This is a genomic window from Rhizobium sp. Leaf311 (assembly GCF_001423445.1).
GTDB lineage: Bacteria > Pseudomonadota > Alphaproteobacteria > Rhizobiales > Rhizobiaceae > Agrobacterium.
Window position 1 is genome coordinate 261,558 of sequence record NZ_LMNZ01000007.1, and the last position, 13,724, is coordinate 275,281.

The 13,724-nt window shown below is 58.0% G+C and carries 16 protein-coding genes; 10 read left to right on the forward strand and 6 right to left on the reverse strand.

Translation table 11 applies throughout. The features are described 5' to 3' along the window. Positions 1–55: 55 nt before the first annotated feature. Positions 56–865: an alpha/beta hydrolase gene (locus ASF69_RS11675; RefSeq protein ID WP_062587580.1), complete on the reverse strand. Its 810-nt coding sequence runs from the start codon at positions 863–865 to the stop codon at positions 56–58. A gap of 185 nt (positions 866–1,050) precedes the next feature. Here ASF69_RS11675 and infC point away from each other — a divergent pair, with 185 nt between their 5' ends. The 9 genes from infC (at position 1,051) to ASF69_RS11720 (ending at position 8,647) form a co-directional block, all read left to right on the forward strand. Next, positions 1,051–1,587 (forward strand): translation initiation factor IF-3, encoded by a 537-nt coding sequence (gene infC / locus ASF69_RS11680; protein WP_062587745.1) that lies wholly within the window; start codon positions 1,051–1,053, stop codon positions 1,585–1,587. A gap of 194 nt (positions 1,588–1,781) precedes the next feature. Beyond that, on the forward strand, positions 1,782–1,985 hold the full coding sequence (gene rpmI / locus ASF69_RS11685) for a 50S ribosomal protein L35 (protein ID WP_027674722.1): 204 nt from the start codon (positions 1,782–1,784) through the stop codon (positions 1,983–1,985). A 41-nt stretch (positions 1,986–2,026) separates the two neighbouring features. Next, positions 2,027–2,431 carry a 50S ribosomal protein L20 gene (rplT, locus tag ASF69_RS11690; RefSeq protein WP_062587582.1) on the forward strand — a complete coding sequence of 135 codons (405 nt, stop codon included), beginning with the start codon at positions 2,027–2,029 and terminating at the stop codon, positions 2,429–2,431. A 127-nt stretch (positions 2,432–2,558) separates the two neighbouring features. Next, positions 2,559–3,404 (forward strand): lipopolysaccharide kinase InaA family protein, encoded by an 846-nt coding sequence (locus ASF69_RS11695; protein WP_156462045.1) that lies wholly within the window; start codon positions 2,559–2,561, stop codon positions 3,402–3,404. 20 nt (positions 3,405–3,424) lie between these two features. Next, on the forward strand, positions 3,425–4,507 hold the full coding sequence (gene pheS / locus ASF69_RS11700; protein ID WP_062587584.1) for a phenylalanine--tRNA ligase subunit alpha: 1,083 nt from the start codon (positions 3,425–3,427) through the stop codon (positions 4,505–4,507). Positions 4,508–4,510: 3 nt separating this feature from the next. Next, a complete protein-coding gene (locus tag ASF69_RS11705) occupies positions 4,511–4,744 on the forward strand; it encodes a DUF4160 domain-containing protein (protein WP_062587586.1) in 234 nt (77 codons plus the stop codon). Next, on the forward strand, positions 4,728–5,006 hold the full coding sequence (locus ASF69_RS11710) for a DUF2442 domain-containing protein (protein ID WP_062587588.1): 279 nt from the start codon (positions 4,728–4,730) through the stop codon (positions 5,004–5,006). Before ASF69_RS11705 ends, ASF69_RS11710 begins: the two co-directional genes overlap by 17 nt. 77 nt (positions 5,007–5,083) lie before the next feature. Further along, on the forward strand, positions 5,084–7,507 hold the full coding sequence (pheT, locus tag ASF69_RS11715; protein ID WP_062587589.1) for a phenylalanine--tRNA ligase subunit beta: 2,424 nt from the start codon (positions 5,084–5,086) through the stop codon (positions 7,505–7,507). A 96-nt stretch (positions 7,508–7,603) separates the two neighbouring features. Beyond that, positions 7,604–8,647: a nucleotidyltransferase domain-containing protein gene (locus ASF69_RS11720; protein ID WP_156462046.1), complete on the forward strand. Its 1,044-nt coding sequence runs from the start codon at positions 7,604–7,606 to the stop codon at positions 8,645–8,647. Positions 8,648–8,663: 16 nt separating this feature from the next. Here the strand turns inward: ASF69_RS11720 and ASF69_RS11725 are convergent, their stop codons facing one another. Further along, a complete protein-coding gene (locus tag ASF69_RS11725; RefSeq protein WP_062587593.1) occupies positions 8,664–9,665 on the reverse strand; it encodes an aldo/keto reductase in 1,002 nt (333 codons plus the stop codon). A 116-nt stretch (positions 9,666–9,781) separates the two neighbouring features. Here ASF69_RS11725 and ASF69_RS11730 point away from each other — a divergent pair, with 116 nt between their 5' ends. Next, positions 9,782–10,672, forward strand: coding sequence for a LysR family transcriptional regulator (locus ASF69_RS11730; RefSeq protein WP_062587595.1), 891 nt, complete (start codon positions 9,782–9,784; stop codon positions 10,670–10,672). Positions 10,673–10,674: 2 nt separating this feature from the next. On the opposite strand, the gene ASF69_RS11735 is transcribed toward ASF69_RS11730, so the two are convergent. The 4 genes from ASF69_RS11735 to ASF69_RS11750 all read right to left on the reverse strand — a co-directional run bounded on the left by ASF69_RS11735 (position 10,675) and on the right by ASF69_RS11750 (position 13,718). Continuing rightward, positions 10,675–11,118 carry a GNAT family N-acetyltransferase gene (locus ASF69_RS11735; protein ID WP_062587598.1) on the reverse strand — a complete coding sequence of 148 codons (444 nt, stop codon included), beginning with the start codon at positions 11,116–11,118 and terminating at the stop codon, positions 10,675–10,677. Further along, positions 11,118–12,053, reverse strand: coding sequence for an aldo/keto reductase (locus tag ASF69_RS11740; protein ID WP_062587600.1), 936 nt, complete (start codon positions 12,051–12,053; stop codon positions 11,118–11,120). The genes ASF69_RS11735 and ASF69_RS11740 overlap by 1 nt, the downstream gene beginning before the upstream one ends. Before the next feature lie 112 nt (positions 12,054–12,165). Continuing rightward, positions 12,166–13,161, reverse strand: a complete 996-nt coding sequence (locus ASF69_RS11745) for a GlxA family transcriptional regulator (RefSeq protein WP_062587601.1) — start codon at positions 13,159–13,161, stop codon at positions 12,166–12,168. After that, a complete protein-coding gene (locus tag ASF69_RS11750) occupies positions 13,158–13,718 on the reverse strand; it encodes an isochorismatase family protein (RefSeq protein ID WP_062587603.1) in 561 nt (186 codons plus the stop codon). Before ASF69_RS11750 ends, ASF69_RS11745 begins: the two co-directional genes overlap by 4 nt. Positions 13,719–13,724 lie beyond the last annotated feature (6 nt).

Genomic DNA, 13,724 nt, shown 5'->3' on the forward strand with positions numbered 1-13,724 from the left:
AGGGGCGGGAGTCAATCGGAACTCATCATTCATGAATGCAAGATGAATAATATGGTTAAGATCGTTGCGGTTTTGCCGAGAAAACAAGGGATTGGGCGGCAGCCAGCATCCGCTCTATATCCTGTGGACGCGACAATCGGTGGTCTCCATCGCGGATAAGGCTGAGCACGATGTCGTCTGCCGGAAGGTGGTCGAGCAGTTTCAGCGCATGGGTATAGGGTACGTCGTCGTCACGCATCCCCTGCAGGATGTGGACGGGGCAGCCCGTTTCGATGATGCCCGTGAGGACGCGATTGTTGCGCCCGTCTTCAATGAGGTCGCGGGTAAAGATGTTGGGCTCGGTGCTGTATTCCGAGGGCTCTTCGAAATAGCCGCGCTCAGCGAGCGATGCCTTTTCCTCGTCGGAAAGGTTGGGTTCGATCAGTTCTGCCGTAAAGTCCGGGGCAGGGGCGATCAGCAGCAGACCGGCGACCTCGGTACCGTCTGGATCCTTTCGAAGTTCCTGGATCAGCCGCAGCGCAATCCAGCCGCCCATCGAGGATCCGACGACAATGATGCGCGTTGCACCCTTGTGGCGCAGGACGGCGATGGTTTCTTCCAGCCAGCGCGAGATGGTTCCCTTGTTGAAGTCACCGCCGGAAGCGCCATGGCCGGAATAGTCGAGGCGAATGCAGGCAAGTCCTGCCTCTTTTGCGTAACGGTCCAGTTCGACAGCCTTGGTGCCCGTCATGTCGGAACGATAGCCGCCCAGCCACACGAGTGCAGGGGCGTCGTCCTGTGTTGCGGCCTTGCGGGCGAGGATGGCGATGTCGCGCGCATCCTGCGCGCTGCCAACGGTAATATATTCAACCATATCTTCAGTCATCGGTGCCCAATTCTCCTGCTTTTCACTCTCCCTGTAGCGCAGATTCTTAAAAAGCACGACAGGAGGTGATTTTTTTGCGCGGACGTGCTATTGACTTCGCGGCGGCATTCACGACATTTCCGCCATTTGCACCGACAAGCTGTTTTTGCCGACGCGATCCCGAAACAGATCAGGAGAATACGACCATTCGCAGACCGTTCAAAGCCGATGCCCCCGTCAAAGAGGGCCCGCGCTCCAACAGGGAAATTCGAATTCCCAAGATTCAGCTGATTGATGAAGAAGGCCAGAACCTTGGCGTCATGCCGACGGACCAGGCTTTGAAGATGGCAGAAGATGCCGGGCTTGATCTGGTTGAGATTTCGCCGAACGCGGAACCGCCGGTCTGCAAAATTCTTGATCTTGGCAAGCTGAAGTACTCGACCCAGAAAAAGGCGGCCGAAGCGCGCAAGAAGCAGAAGATCGTTGAGGTCAAGGAAATCAAGATGCGCCCCAACATCGACACCCATGACTATGAGGTGAAGATGAAGGCGATGAACCGTTTCTTTGACGAAGGCGACAAGGTGAAGGTAACGCTGAAGTTCCGTGGCCGCGAAATGGCCCACCAGGAACTCGGCATGAAGCTTCTTCTGCAGGTCAAGGAAGACACCCTGGCAATTGCCAAGGTTGAAGCCGAGCCAAAGCTCGAAGGACGTCAGATGATGATGGTTCTGGCGCCGAAGTAAGTCCAGAAACGTCTGCAGGGCAGGCGTTTTGCCGAAGTGGCAGGGGAATTTCTCATTCCCCGTTGCTCTTTGCCGTGAACGCGGTTATAGGAGCGCGTCCGAACGGTCCGGCAGGGCATGCCGTGTCCGTTCCAGAATAGCTTGAAAGCAGGCTTCGTCTGCCTGTCTTTCGATACAAATAATGGAGTAGCAAAATGCCCAAGATGAAGACGAAGTCCGCCGCTAAAAAGCGGTTCAAGATCACTGGCACTGGCAAGGTTCTCGCAGCCGCTGCCGGCAAGCGCCACGGCATGATCAAGCGTTCCAACAAGTTCATTCGCGACGCGCGCGGAACCATGGTTCTGGCCGAAGCTGACGGCAAGAAAGTCGTCAAGAACTACCTGCCGAACGGTCTCTAAGACTCTTCCGCATTTTTGGACACTTTTAAGGAGATCATGACATGGCACGCGTAAAACGTGGCGTAACTTCCCGCGCCAAGCACACCAAGACACTCAAGGCAGCCAAGGGCTTCTACGGCCGTCGCAAGAACACCATCCGCGCAGCAAAGGCTGCTGTGGATCGTTCCAAGCAGTACGCTTACCGCGACCGCAAGGTTAACAAGCGCAACTTCCGCGCGCTCTGGATCCAGCGTATCAATGCTGCCGTTCGCGAATCTGGCCTGACCTATGGCCGCTTCATCGACGGCCTGAACAAGGCTGGCATTGAAGTTGACCGTAAGGTTCTGTCCGACATGGCTATCCATGAACCTGCTGCATTCGGCGCTCTCGTCACTGCTGCAAAGAAGGCTCTTGAGTACCTCAAGGACGCAGGCACCGCCAACGAGTTTGAAGCCGCTGTAAAGTAATTACGGCGCGGACAAATCGTTGTTCATTTGAAACCCGCGCCGGGCCACCGGTGCGGGTTTTGTTATTGTCGGGTTCCTTTGCATGGAACAATAGGCGGGTGCGACGATCCGCAAAGGTGTGGCGATCATGTTTGCAGCCAGTGCAGATGAAAAAGCGCAGGGCTTCGAGGTGCATCTCGAAGACGAAGATGTAACAGCGCTGATGTATGCCCTGCTCAATAGCAAGCGCCGCATACAGAAAATCAGCCTCTCCACCGGATCTGTCTGGATCAAGCGGCAGGGAACGGAGAAGCCGTCCTGGGGACCCAAAGCGCAGTCCTTTCTGTCGAAGTTTCTGCCCTATTCCTTCATGCGCCCGTCTCCTGTGCTCGACCCCGCAGGCATGATGCGCCGAGAGGTGGATACGATGCGGCTGTTTGAAGCGCGGGGCTTTCCCGTGCCGCAAATCGTCTATTCATCGACAACGGCTGTCGTTCTTGAAGATGTCGGCCTGACCATCGCCCAGCAACTGGATCGGTTGCAGACGACCGACGTGGATGCGCATGACGAATTGCTCATCGGTGTGGCGGCCGGGCTTGGCGACCTGCATTCAGCCGGCCTGTGTCACGGGCGCCCGCATGTGCGGGACTTCTATATGCGTGACGGACGGCTCGGTTTCATGGATTTCGAAGAGACGCCACAAGCCGTCATGCCGCTGGAAACAGCGCAGGCGCGCGATCTCTGGCTGCTGTTTTTGCCTCTTTCGCAAAGGGCGATCAAAGGGACGCCATCGCTTGATGCGGCCTACGAGGCCTGGGCATCGCGTGCGCCGGATGCGGCAATCGCGGAATTGCGCCGGCTGGTGCATGTTTTAGGCCGCTTTTTGCCTTTGGCACGGTTGATTGGGCGAGTGCAGATGGGTAGTGATCTGCGACGCTTTATCAAGGCGACCGATTATCTGAAGAATGCTGTGAACCCGAAGCCGCAGGCATAAGCCCGGCGAGGCAGGAAAATATGACCGAACTGGATACTTTGAAATCGCAATTGATGTCGGACATCGCCGCCGCCGCGGATGAAGCGTCTATCGAAGCTGTGCGCGTGTCGGCAATGGGTAAAAAGGGTTCGGTCTCCGAACTCCTGAAAACCCTGGGTTCCATGACGCCGGAGGAGCGCCAGACGCGCGGCGCCGCCATCAACCAGCTCAAGAACGAAGTGACCGACCTCATTACCGCTCGCAAAGCGGAACTGAAGGATGCGGCCATTTCCGCGCGTCTTCTGGCGGAAACGCTCGATGTCAGCCTGCCGGTGCGACAGTCGCCTGCCGAGCGCGGCCGCATCCATCCGATCAGCCAGATTGTTGATGAGATTACCGCCATCTTCGCCGATATGGGTTTTTCCATCGCGGAAGGCCCGGATATCGAAACCGACTATTACAACTTCACGGCGCTGAATTTCCCGGAGGGACATCCGGCCCGTGAGATGCACGACACCTTCTTCTTCCAGCCGGATGAGAACGGTGAGCGCAAGGTTTTGCGCACGCACACATCGCCGGTGCAGGTCCGGACCATGGAAGCCCAGAAGCCGCCAATCCGCATCGTCATTCCCGGCAAGACCTATCGCCAGGACTCGGACGCAACCCACTCGCCCATGTTCCATCAGGTCGAAGGCCTCGTGATCGACAAGAAGTCGAATGTCGGCAATCTGCGCTGGGTGCTGGAAGAGTTCTGCAAGACCTTCTTTGAGGTCGACAGTGTCGTGATGCGCTTCCGCCCGTCCTTTTTCCCCTTCACAGAACCGTCTTTCGAAGTGGATATTCAGTGCGACCGCTCCGGGCCCATCGTCAAGTTCGGCGAAGGCAAGGACTGGATGGAAATCCTCGGCTGCGGCATGGTCCACCCCAATGTCCTGCGCGCCGGTGGTCTCGACCCCGACGAATATCAGGGCTTTGCCTGGGGCATGGGTCTCGACCGCATCGCCATGCTGAAATATGGCATGCCTGACCTGCGCGACTTCTTCAATGCGGATGTGCGCTGGATGACCCATTACGGCTTCCGCCCGCTCGACATGCCGACCCTGTTTGGTGGCTTGAGCGCATAAGTCATGCCGACCGTGCTTCGCAAATATGGCCTTCGTTTTCACTTCTACTCGGGTGATGGCCATGAGCCGCCGCATATTCATGTGGATGGAAACGGTTGCGAAGCAAAGGTCTGGTTGGACGCAGTGAGACTGGCGAAAGCAAAGGGCTTCAATCAGAAAGACATCACCCGTATATTGGAAACGGTTGAGGAACACAGACATCAGATGATGGAGGCGTGGCATGAGTACTTCGGATGATGCATACCCGGAAAGTGATCGTCCCGTTGAAGCATGGTGCGATCCGCACGAAGTCCATGTTCGGCTGGCCGATGGAAGACATGTTTCCACGCCGCTGTGGTGGTATCCGAGGTTGCTGAATGCGACGCCCGCTCAACGCAACACGGTTGAATTGATGCTTTCGGGCGTTCACTGGCCTGATGTCGATGAAGATCTTTCAGTCGATGGGATGTTGAAGGGTCGCAAGGCCCCAGGCGCCAAGGCGCCACAGCAAGCCGCATGATTGCCAGACCGTTCTTTGAAGTCATTGCCCAAGATAGCCAGTCCAGAAGAGACACATACCGTTAAGGACAGACACACATGAAATTCACACTCTCCTGGCTGAAAGAGCATCTGGAAACCGATGCGTCTCTCGAACAGATTTGCGAACGCCTCACCGCCATCGGTCTCGAAGTCGAGGACGTGGATGACAAGGCTGCCTACAAGCCCTTCGTCATCGCCAAGATCCTGACGGCTGAAAAGCACCCCGAAGCGGACCGTCTCAAGGTGCTGAGCGTTGATGCTGGTGACGGCAAGCCGGTTCAGATCGTCTGCGGCGCGCCCAATGCGCGTGCCGGCCTCGTCGGTGCACTGGCGCGTCCGGGCGACTATGTTCCGGGTATCGATGTGACGCTTGCTGTCGGCAAGATCCGCGGTGTCGAAAGCCATGGCATGATGTGCTCGGAAAAAGAGCTCAACATGTCCGACAGCCATGATGGTATTATCGATCTGCCTGACGATGCGCCTGTTGGTACGTCCTTTGCGAGCTATGCCGGTCTTGATGATCCCGTCATCGAAATCAACCTCACCCCGAACCGCCCGGATTGCACCTCGATCTACGGTATTGCCCGCGATCTTGCAGCGTCGGGTCTCGGCAAGCTGAAGACCAAGTCAGCACCGGGCTTCAAGGTCGAAGGTCAGACCACCGTCGATGTGACGCTTGATCTTGATGACGCCGCACTTTGCCCCGGCTTTAGCTTGCGTCTCGTTCGTGGCGTCAAGAACGGCCCAAGCCCGAAATGGATGCAGCAGCGTCTTCTCGCCATCGGTCTTCGCCCGATCAATGCGCTGGTCGATATCACCAACTACATGACCTTCGATCAGGGCCGCCCCATGCACGTCTTCGATGCGGCCAAGGTGAAGGGCAATCTCGTGGTTCGCCGCGCCAAGGAAGGCGAAACCATTCTTGCGCTGGATCAGCGCGAATACAAGCTCGGTCCCGCCAACGTCGTCATCGCCGATGATAACGGCATCGAATCCATCGGCGGCGTCATGGGTGGCGAGCATTCCGGCTGCGATGAAAACACCACGGATGTGCTGATCGAGTCGGCGCTCTGGGACCCTATCAACATCGCCAAGACCGGTCGCTCGCTCGGCATCATCACCGATGCCCGTTACCGCTTCGAACGCGGCGTTGATCCCGAATATATGGTCCCCGGCCTGGAGCGCACGACGGAGCTGGTGCTCGAACTATGCGGCGGCACGGCAGCCGAAGCGAAGATCGTCGGTTACAAGGGCTTCGAGCCCAAGTGGATCGATTTTCCGCTCTCCGAAGTCAAGCGGCTGACAGGTCTGGATGTGTCGGCGCAGGAAACGCTCGATATCCTCAAGGGCCTCGGCTTCGGCGTCGAAGGTTCAGGCGAGCGCGTCAGCGTCTCGGTTCCCTCCTGGCGTCCTGATGTGGATGGCAAGGCTGATCTGGTGGAAGAGGTCATGCGCATCCATGGCGTCGATAATATCAAGCCGGAGCCGCTGGAAAGCTTCGGTGCCGTCAATGGCCGCATCCTGACGACGCTGCAGATCCGCACCCGCACGGCCAAGCGTTCGCTTGCCTCGCGCGGTATGCTGGAAGCCGTAACATGGTCGTTCATCCCGGAAGCACAGGCAAAGCTTTTCGGGGGCGGCACGCCCGCGCTCAAGCTTGCCAACCCCATCGCAGCCGACATGTCGGATATGCGCCCCTCGCTGCTTCCCGGTCTTTTGACCGCCGCACAGCGCAATGCCGACAAGGGCCACGGCGATGTGGCGATCTTCGAAGTCTCCGGCACCTATGAAGGTGACATGCCGGAAGGCCAGCGTCGCGTCGCCGGTGGCGTGCGTCGTGGCACGGCATCCATTGCCGGTTCTGGTCGCATGTGGTCCAACGCGGCCAAGGGCGGCGGTAAGCCCGTCGATGTCTATGACGCCAAGGCGGATGCGCTGGCTGTCATCGAAGCCTGCGGCCTGCCCATGAGCAATGTGCAGATCGAAGCGGGCGCTCCGGGCTGGTATCACCCCGGACGCTCCGGCACGATCAAGATGGGCCCGAGGGTCATCCTCGGTTATTTCGGTGAATTCCATCCGAAAACCCTGTCCGAGTTGGATGTCTCGGGCGTCTATGCCGGTTTCGAAATCTATCTCGATGCCATGCCGGAGCCGAAGAAGAAGGCGACCCGCACCAAGCCTGCGCTCGAACTGTCGCCCTTCCAAGCCGTCAAACGCGACTTTGCCTTCGTGGTTGATCGCACGGTCGAAGCCGGCGCCATCATCAAGGCCGCAACCAGCGCCGACCGTAAACTCGTGACCGGCGTCAATGTCTTCGACGTCTTCGAAGGCGCATCCGTTGGTGAAAACAAGAAGTCCATCGCCATCGAAGTCCAGATCCAGCCGGTCGACAAGACCCTGACGGATGAAGACTTCGAAGCGCTGACGGCAAAAATCGTCGGCAATGTCGAGAAGTCGACAGGCGGCGTGCTGCGCGCCTGACAGAACGGTTGAGCCCCGCTAGGGGCTCATTCCATCTTACCGAATTAAGGCATTGATTTTTTTCGTTTTTACACTCAGAATGCGGAAATTCCGTTTTTGAGTGTAAAAATGTTGGAAATCAATGCTTTAAGTGGAGATGACGTGCGTGCGCTAGTCGATGTCAGGCAGCGCTATGAGGTATTGGTCGACCTTCAGCATCAGCACTGGCACAGCTTCCGTGGCACGATGCGATACGGGGAACGATCTGGCAAACAGTATCTTCTTCGCCGTGTCGATAAATCGGACCGCTCTTTGGGAGCGCGAACGCCGCAGACCGATATGGTGCTCGACAAATTTCAAACAGAAAAAGCTGCGATAGAGGCGCGCATCGCCGGATTGAAGGCGGAAATAGAGGCTCGTGCGCCACTCATGGCAGCCCGGGGTATTGGCCGTCTTCCATCGATACCGGCACGAATACTCCGACGACTGGATGCGGCGCGCTGGCTTGGCGAAGGCGTTGTAGTAGTCGGGACGAATGCCCTGTTTGCCTATGAGGCAATGGCGGGCGTCCGCATCGTTTCGGACGTCATCGCAACAGAAGATATCGATCTTTTAAGGGATGCCCGCCGCCGAATTAGCCTGACCGCCAATGGCGTAAGCGAACGCGGCTTGGTGGGATTACTGAAAGACGTCGATCCAAGTTTCGCCGCTGTGCGCCAAGGCAGCTTCCGGGCTGTGAACCAGAGTGGTTTCATGGTGGATTTGATCGAGCCTCTCTCGAAGTCCCCTGTGCATCAATCCGAGAGTGGAATTTCAAGTCATCAGGATGATCTTGTTAGCGTACCGATTGAGGGCTTGGCCTGGCTTGTAAGCGCCCCAAAGAGCGAGGCCATCATTTTTGATGAAGCTGGTCTGCCCTTAAGGATTGTGACGATAGATCCGAGGGTGTTTGCGCTGCACAAACTATGGCTTTCTGAAAAGGCGGATCGTGATCCGCTTAAAAAGCGTCGAGACCGACAGCAGAGCAACGTCGCTGCGCAAATCGCCCATTACCATTTGGGGCTCAGCTTTGAGGCTGACGAGTTGAGCGCGCTTCCGGCGGCGTTGCGCAAGATGAGAGATCGCCTGGAGATGTCACCACCGCCGCGTGCGCAATGGTGACATCTCGTTGCGTTCTTTAACGGTTGGCCATTGCCGCCATCTGCTCGGGATAGCGCCCGCCCGCGACCTTGGTCGGAGACAAGAGTTCACCGAGCTTTGCGGCTTCATCGGCGCTGAGCGTGACATCCGCTGCCGCGACGTTCTTTTCCAGATTGGCGATTTTCGTGGTGCCGGGAATGGGCACGATGAAGTCACCCTGCGCCAGCACCCACGCCAGCGCCAACTGGCCTGCGGTTACGCCCTTTTCAGCCGCCATGTCTTCCAGCAGAGTAACGAGTGCCAGGTTCGCATCGAAATTCTCTGCCTGGAAGCGGGGCAGGGAGCGGCGGAAGTCGGTGTCGGAGAGGCCGTCGAGCTTCTTCAACGCACCGGTCAGAACGCCACGGCCAAGCGGGCTGAAGGGCACGAAGCCGATGCCGAGTTCGCGGCAGGTGTCGAGCACGCCGTTGGTCTCGACATCGCGGGTCCAGAGTGAATATTCGCTCTGCAGTGCGGTGATCGGGTGCGTTGCGTGCGCCTTGCGTGTCGTTGCCGCATTGGCTTCGGAAAGGCCCAGATGCCGGATCTTGCCTGCCTTGACCAGATCGGCCATGGCGCCCACCGTCTCTTCAATCGGCACGTTTGGGTCGACACGATGCTGGTAGAAGAGGTCGATCACATCGACATCAAGTCGTTTCAGAGAGGCTTCGGCCACGGCGCGGACGTTTTCCGGCCGACTGTCGGTGCCGACCATCATCTGGCCGGATGGTTTGCTTGCATCGATCTTGAAGCCAAATTTGGTGGCGATAGTCACCTGGTCGCGGTAGGGCTTCAGGCCTTTGCCGACAAGGGTCTCGTTAGCGTAGGGGCCATAGACTTCCGCCGTATCGAAGAACGTCACGCCGAGTTCCACTGCCCGATGAAGCGTGGCGATGGAGCCGGCTTCATCGACAGCCGGGCTGTAGGCATGGCTCATGCCCATGCAACCAAGCCCGATGGCGGAGACCGAAAGCTGGTTTCCAAGAATTCTGTTCTGCATCTCTATGTCCTTCCAGAAAGGGTCTGCCCGTGATGGGGCATACAAACAGGATACGCCTTCAAGACGGCAAAAATAATCGCTGGCTTTCGTGTTGGCTTGTTCTATCATTTAGAACAATGAACCGTGTGCAACTCTCCCAACTCGCCGTCCTCGCCACTGTGGCTGAAAGTCTGAGCTTCCGAAAGGCAGCGGCAGAGCTGGGCATTGCGCCCTCTGCCGTCAGTCATGCCATCTCTGCCTTGGAACTCAGCCTTGGTCTGCGGCTGCTTCACCGCACAACCCGCAGCGTCTCTCCCACACAGGAAGGCAGGCGCCTCCTCGAAACGCTGGCGCCGGCGCTGGCCGATATCGATGCCGTCATCGGTGCACTGGCAGAGCATGGCGGGCGCCCCGCAGGTCCTTTGCGCATCACCATGCCGCGCCTGGCAGCGCAAGATGTCATCATGCCCAAGCTCGGTGCCTTTCTCAGCCGCTATCCGGATATAGCACTTGAGATTTCCACGGATGATCGTTTCGAAGATATTGTCGCCAAGGGCTTCGATGCCGGTTTGCGGCTGGGTGAAAATCTGGAGGCGGATATGATTGCCGTGCGCGCCAGCGGAAACTGGCGCGGCGCCATCGTCGGTTCGCCCCTTTATTTCGAAACGCATCCGGTGCCGCAGCACCCACGCGATCTGATGCAACATCGCTGTATCAGACGGCGTTTCTCCAGTGGCCTGATCTATCGCTGGGAACTGGAGAAGGATGGCAAGCCGTTGGTTGTCGATGTGCAGGGCCCGCTGGTCCTGTCCGATCAAAGCCTCATTCGCGCCGCAGCACTGGATGGTGCCGGACTTGCCTTCGTGTTCGAACAGGGCATAGAAGAGGATGTGAAGGCCGGGCGTCTGGTGCAGGTGCTCAAGGACTGGTGCGCACCATTCGATGGCTTCTACATCTATTACCCCTCACGCCGGCAGATGCGACCGGCGCTGAGGGCTTTCGTGGATTTTTTCCGCGTCAAGTCCTGAAGTCAGAACTTGATTCTGTATCGGATGTGGCCATCGCTGGAAACATAGCTGTCATAGAGCTTTCGCGCCCGCTCATTGTCTTCGTTCGTATGCCAGTAAAGACGCGACCACCCCTTTTCCCGGCAGATGGAAATCAGATCGTCGATGAGGGCGCGGCCAATGCCCCGGCCACGGATGTGGGCGTCGATGAACAGGTCTTCCAGATAGCAGTCCGGCGTCTTGACCCAGGTCGAGTCGTGGAAATGGTGGATGGCAAAGCCGACGACATTTTCATCCTGTATTGCCAGACGCGCGCTGACACGGGATGCCGGGTCGATGATGCGCGCCCATGTGTGGGCAGTCACATCCTCGGCCAGATCGACATTATAGAATGCCAGATAATCATTCCACAGCTTCAACCATGCGTCCTGGTCGTCGCTGCGGGCATCGCGAATGCTCAAATCCATTATGCGCCAGCCTTGTCCAGAAGGGTCACCATGTCGTCCGTCAGTTTCAAATCCACAGCCCGCTTGAAGCTCTCAAGCTGGGAAAGGCTGGTTGCGCTCGCAATCGGTGCCGTCACGGACTTTTTCGCCAGCAGCCATGCCAGCGCAATATCGGCAAGCTTCGCGCCGGTCTCTGCCGCAATCGTGTCCATCACGCCAAGAATGGCCAAGCCACGTGCATTGACATAATCTCCAACGCGGTAGGATCGCGCCACGCCCTCGGTGTCTGCCTTGCTGCGGTATTTACCGGTGAGGAACCCGGCGGCCAGGCTGTAGTAATTGATGACGCCGATGTCCTCCTGTGCCGTCAATTCGGCAAGCGGACCTTCAAATCTTTCGCGGGTGTAGAGATTGTATTCGGGCTGCACAACATCAAAGCGGGCAAGCCCGGTTGCTTCGGAAGCATCCAGTGCCGCCTTCAATTCCGGCGCATCGTAGTTGGAGCAGCCGATGGCGCGCACCTTGCCCTGTTCCTTCAGCTTCGTGAAAGCACCAAGCGTTTCTTCGATCGGCGTTTCCGGGTCCGGCTTGTGGGCAAGATAGAGGTCGATATAATCGGTCTGCAGGCGTTTGAGCGAAGCATCAACCGCATCTGCAATCCGCTGGGCTTTCAGTCCCTTGTCATATCCGACCTTGGAAACGATGATCGCCTTGTCACGCGAAACGCTGCCGCGCTTCAGCCATTTGCCGATGATGGTTTCCGACTCGCCACCTTCATGGCCCGGCACCCAGGCCGAATAGACATCGGCGGTATCGATGGTGTTGAAGCCGGAATCGAAGAACGCGTCCAGCAGCTGGAAGGAAGTGTTCTCATCCGCAGTCCAGCCAAAGACGTTTCCGCCAAAAACGATTGGGGCGATGGAAAGGCCGGTTCGGCCAAGCGCGCGTTTCTCCACGGGCAGTACTCCCTTTGTTGTTCCGTTGGATATCAGCAGTAGCAAGCGCAAGACGGCATAACCATTGAATTTACGTGATGTCGAGCCGCCGCCTGCGTGATGGAAACGACATTCAGGAGGAAAGGGTTCGATAGGAACTTGGCGGCTGTGCATGATGCTGCTGCCACACACGCCGCATGTGGCGGGCAGAGGCAAAGCCGCACCGTTCTGCCACGGCTTCCATATCGAGCCGGGAATTGGTGAGAATGTCCCGGGCGAGATTGACGCGCATCAGGTTGATATAATCAACGACGCTGACACCCGCATGGTCCTTGAACAGCCGTGAAAGATGGCGCTCGCTCAATCCCGCAACGCGGGCAAGCCGTTCCAGAGACCATTCTGCGGAAGGATCTGCCACGATGGCATCCTGCGCTTTGTGGACTGAGGGGTGAATATGGTTGCGGCCTGAAAGCCATGGTGAAATCTGCGGGTCCTTGGCAGCCCGCCTGATATAGATGACCATGGTCTGTGCGATACGGGCGGCAGTTGCAGGGCTGGTCAGCCCCGATACGATGTGCAGCAGCAGGTCGATCCCTGTCGAGATTCCCGCGCTGGAAAATCGTTTGCGATCCTCCACGAACAACCGGTTGTCGCGCACATCCGCCAGCGGAGACAATCTGCGCAATTGCGAAATGCAGTCGGTATGCGTGGTGCACTGGTAGCCATCGAACAGGCCTGCCTGTGCGGCGATCAGGGCCCCGGAACAGATGGAAACGAGCGTCATGTCATCACGGGCGACGCGCCGCAGCCATTCGGCAAGCAGCCGTCGTTCCCGCGCAGGCTCGGCATCCCCGCGCTCCCCAAGTGCCCCGCCGCATATCATGACCATGGCATTGGCAGGCAGGGCGTCAGGCAGGGGTGTCAGGCCAGACAGCGACAGTCCGATGGTCGTTGTCTGCGTCTCGCCGACCGAGAGATAGGTGAAGTCGAACCGGACCTCATCCTGAAACTCGTTGGCATAGCGCAGCACCTCCACCGGCCCTGCGACATCCATCAGCAACGTCCTTGGCGGCAAAACCACGAAGACTGGAATGATCCTGCCGCGCAAGGCGTCGCTCACATCTGTCATCCGGCGTTCTCCAGCGTCTTCAATGCTTCATCGACGGTTACGATGCGCGCAAAACGACCCGCCAGCACCAGTTCCGTGCGGGTTGCGATATCCTCTGCGGAAAAGACTTTTCCGGACGCGTGGGTCATGGGAAAGGTCAGCGTTGCCTCGGTCACGAAATCGACGCCGTAACCCATATCGGAGCCCTGCCGCGTGGTGGTTTCGCAGCACTGTTCTGTCCTGATGCCGGAGACGATGAGCCGGTTGATGCCGTGGCTGGTCAACCACACGTCAAGCCCCGTGCCGACGAAGGCCGAATGGCGGTTCTTGCGAAAGGTTACGCTGGGCTCGATTGCGAGCCCCTCGATGGCCCGGATAAAGCCGCTGTCTTCGCCAAAGGCGCGGTCACCATCGACATGAAAGATCTGAATGACCGGTATGTGAGCCGCCACCGCGCCATCGATCAGTTTTTGCTGGGCAGAAAGATAGGCTGGCAGGGTCTTCTCATCGAAATAGGGCGCGTGACGGAAGGATTCCTGCGCATCTATCACCAGCAGTGCCGTGTTCGGATGGGACATTTTCTG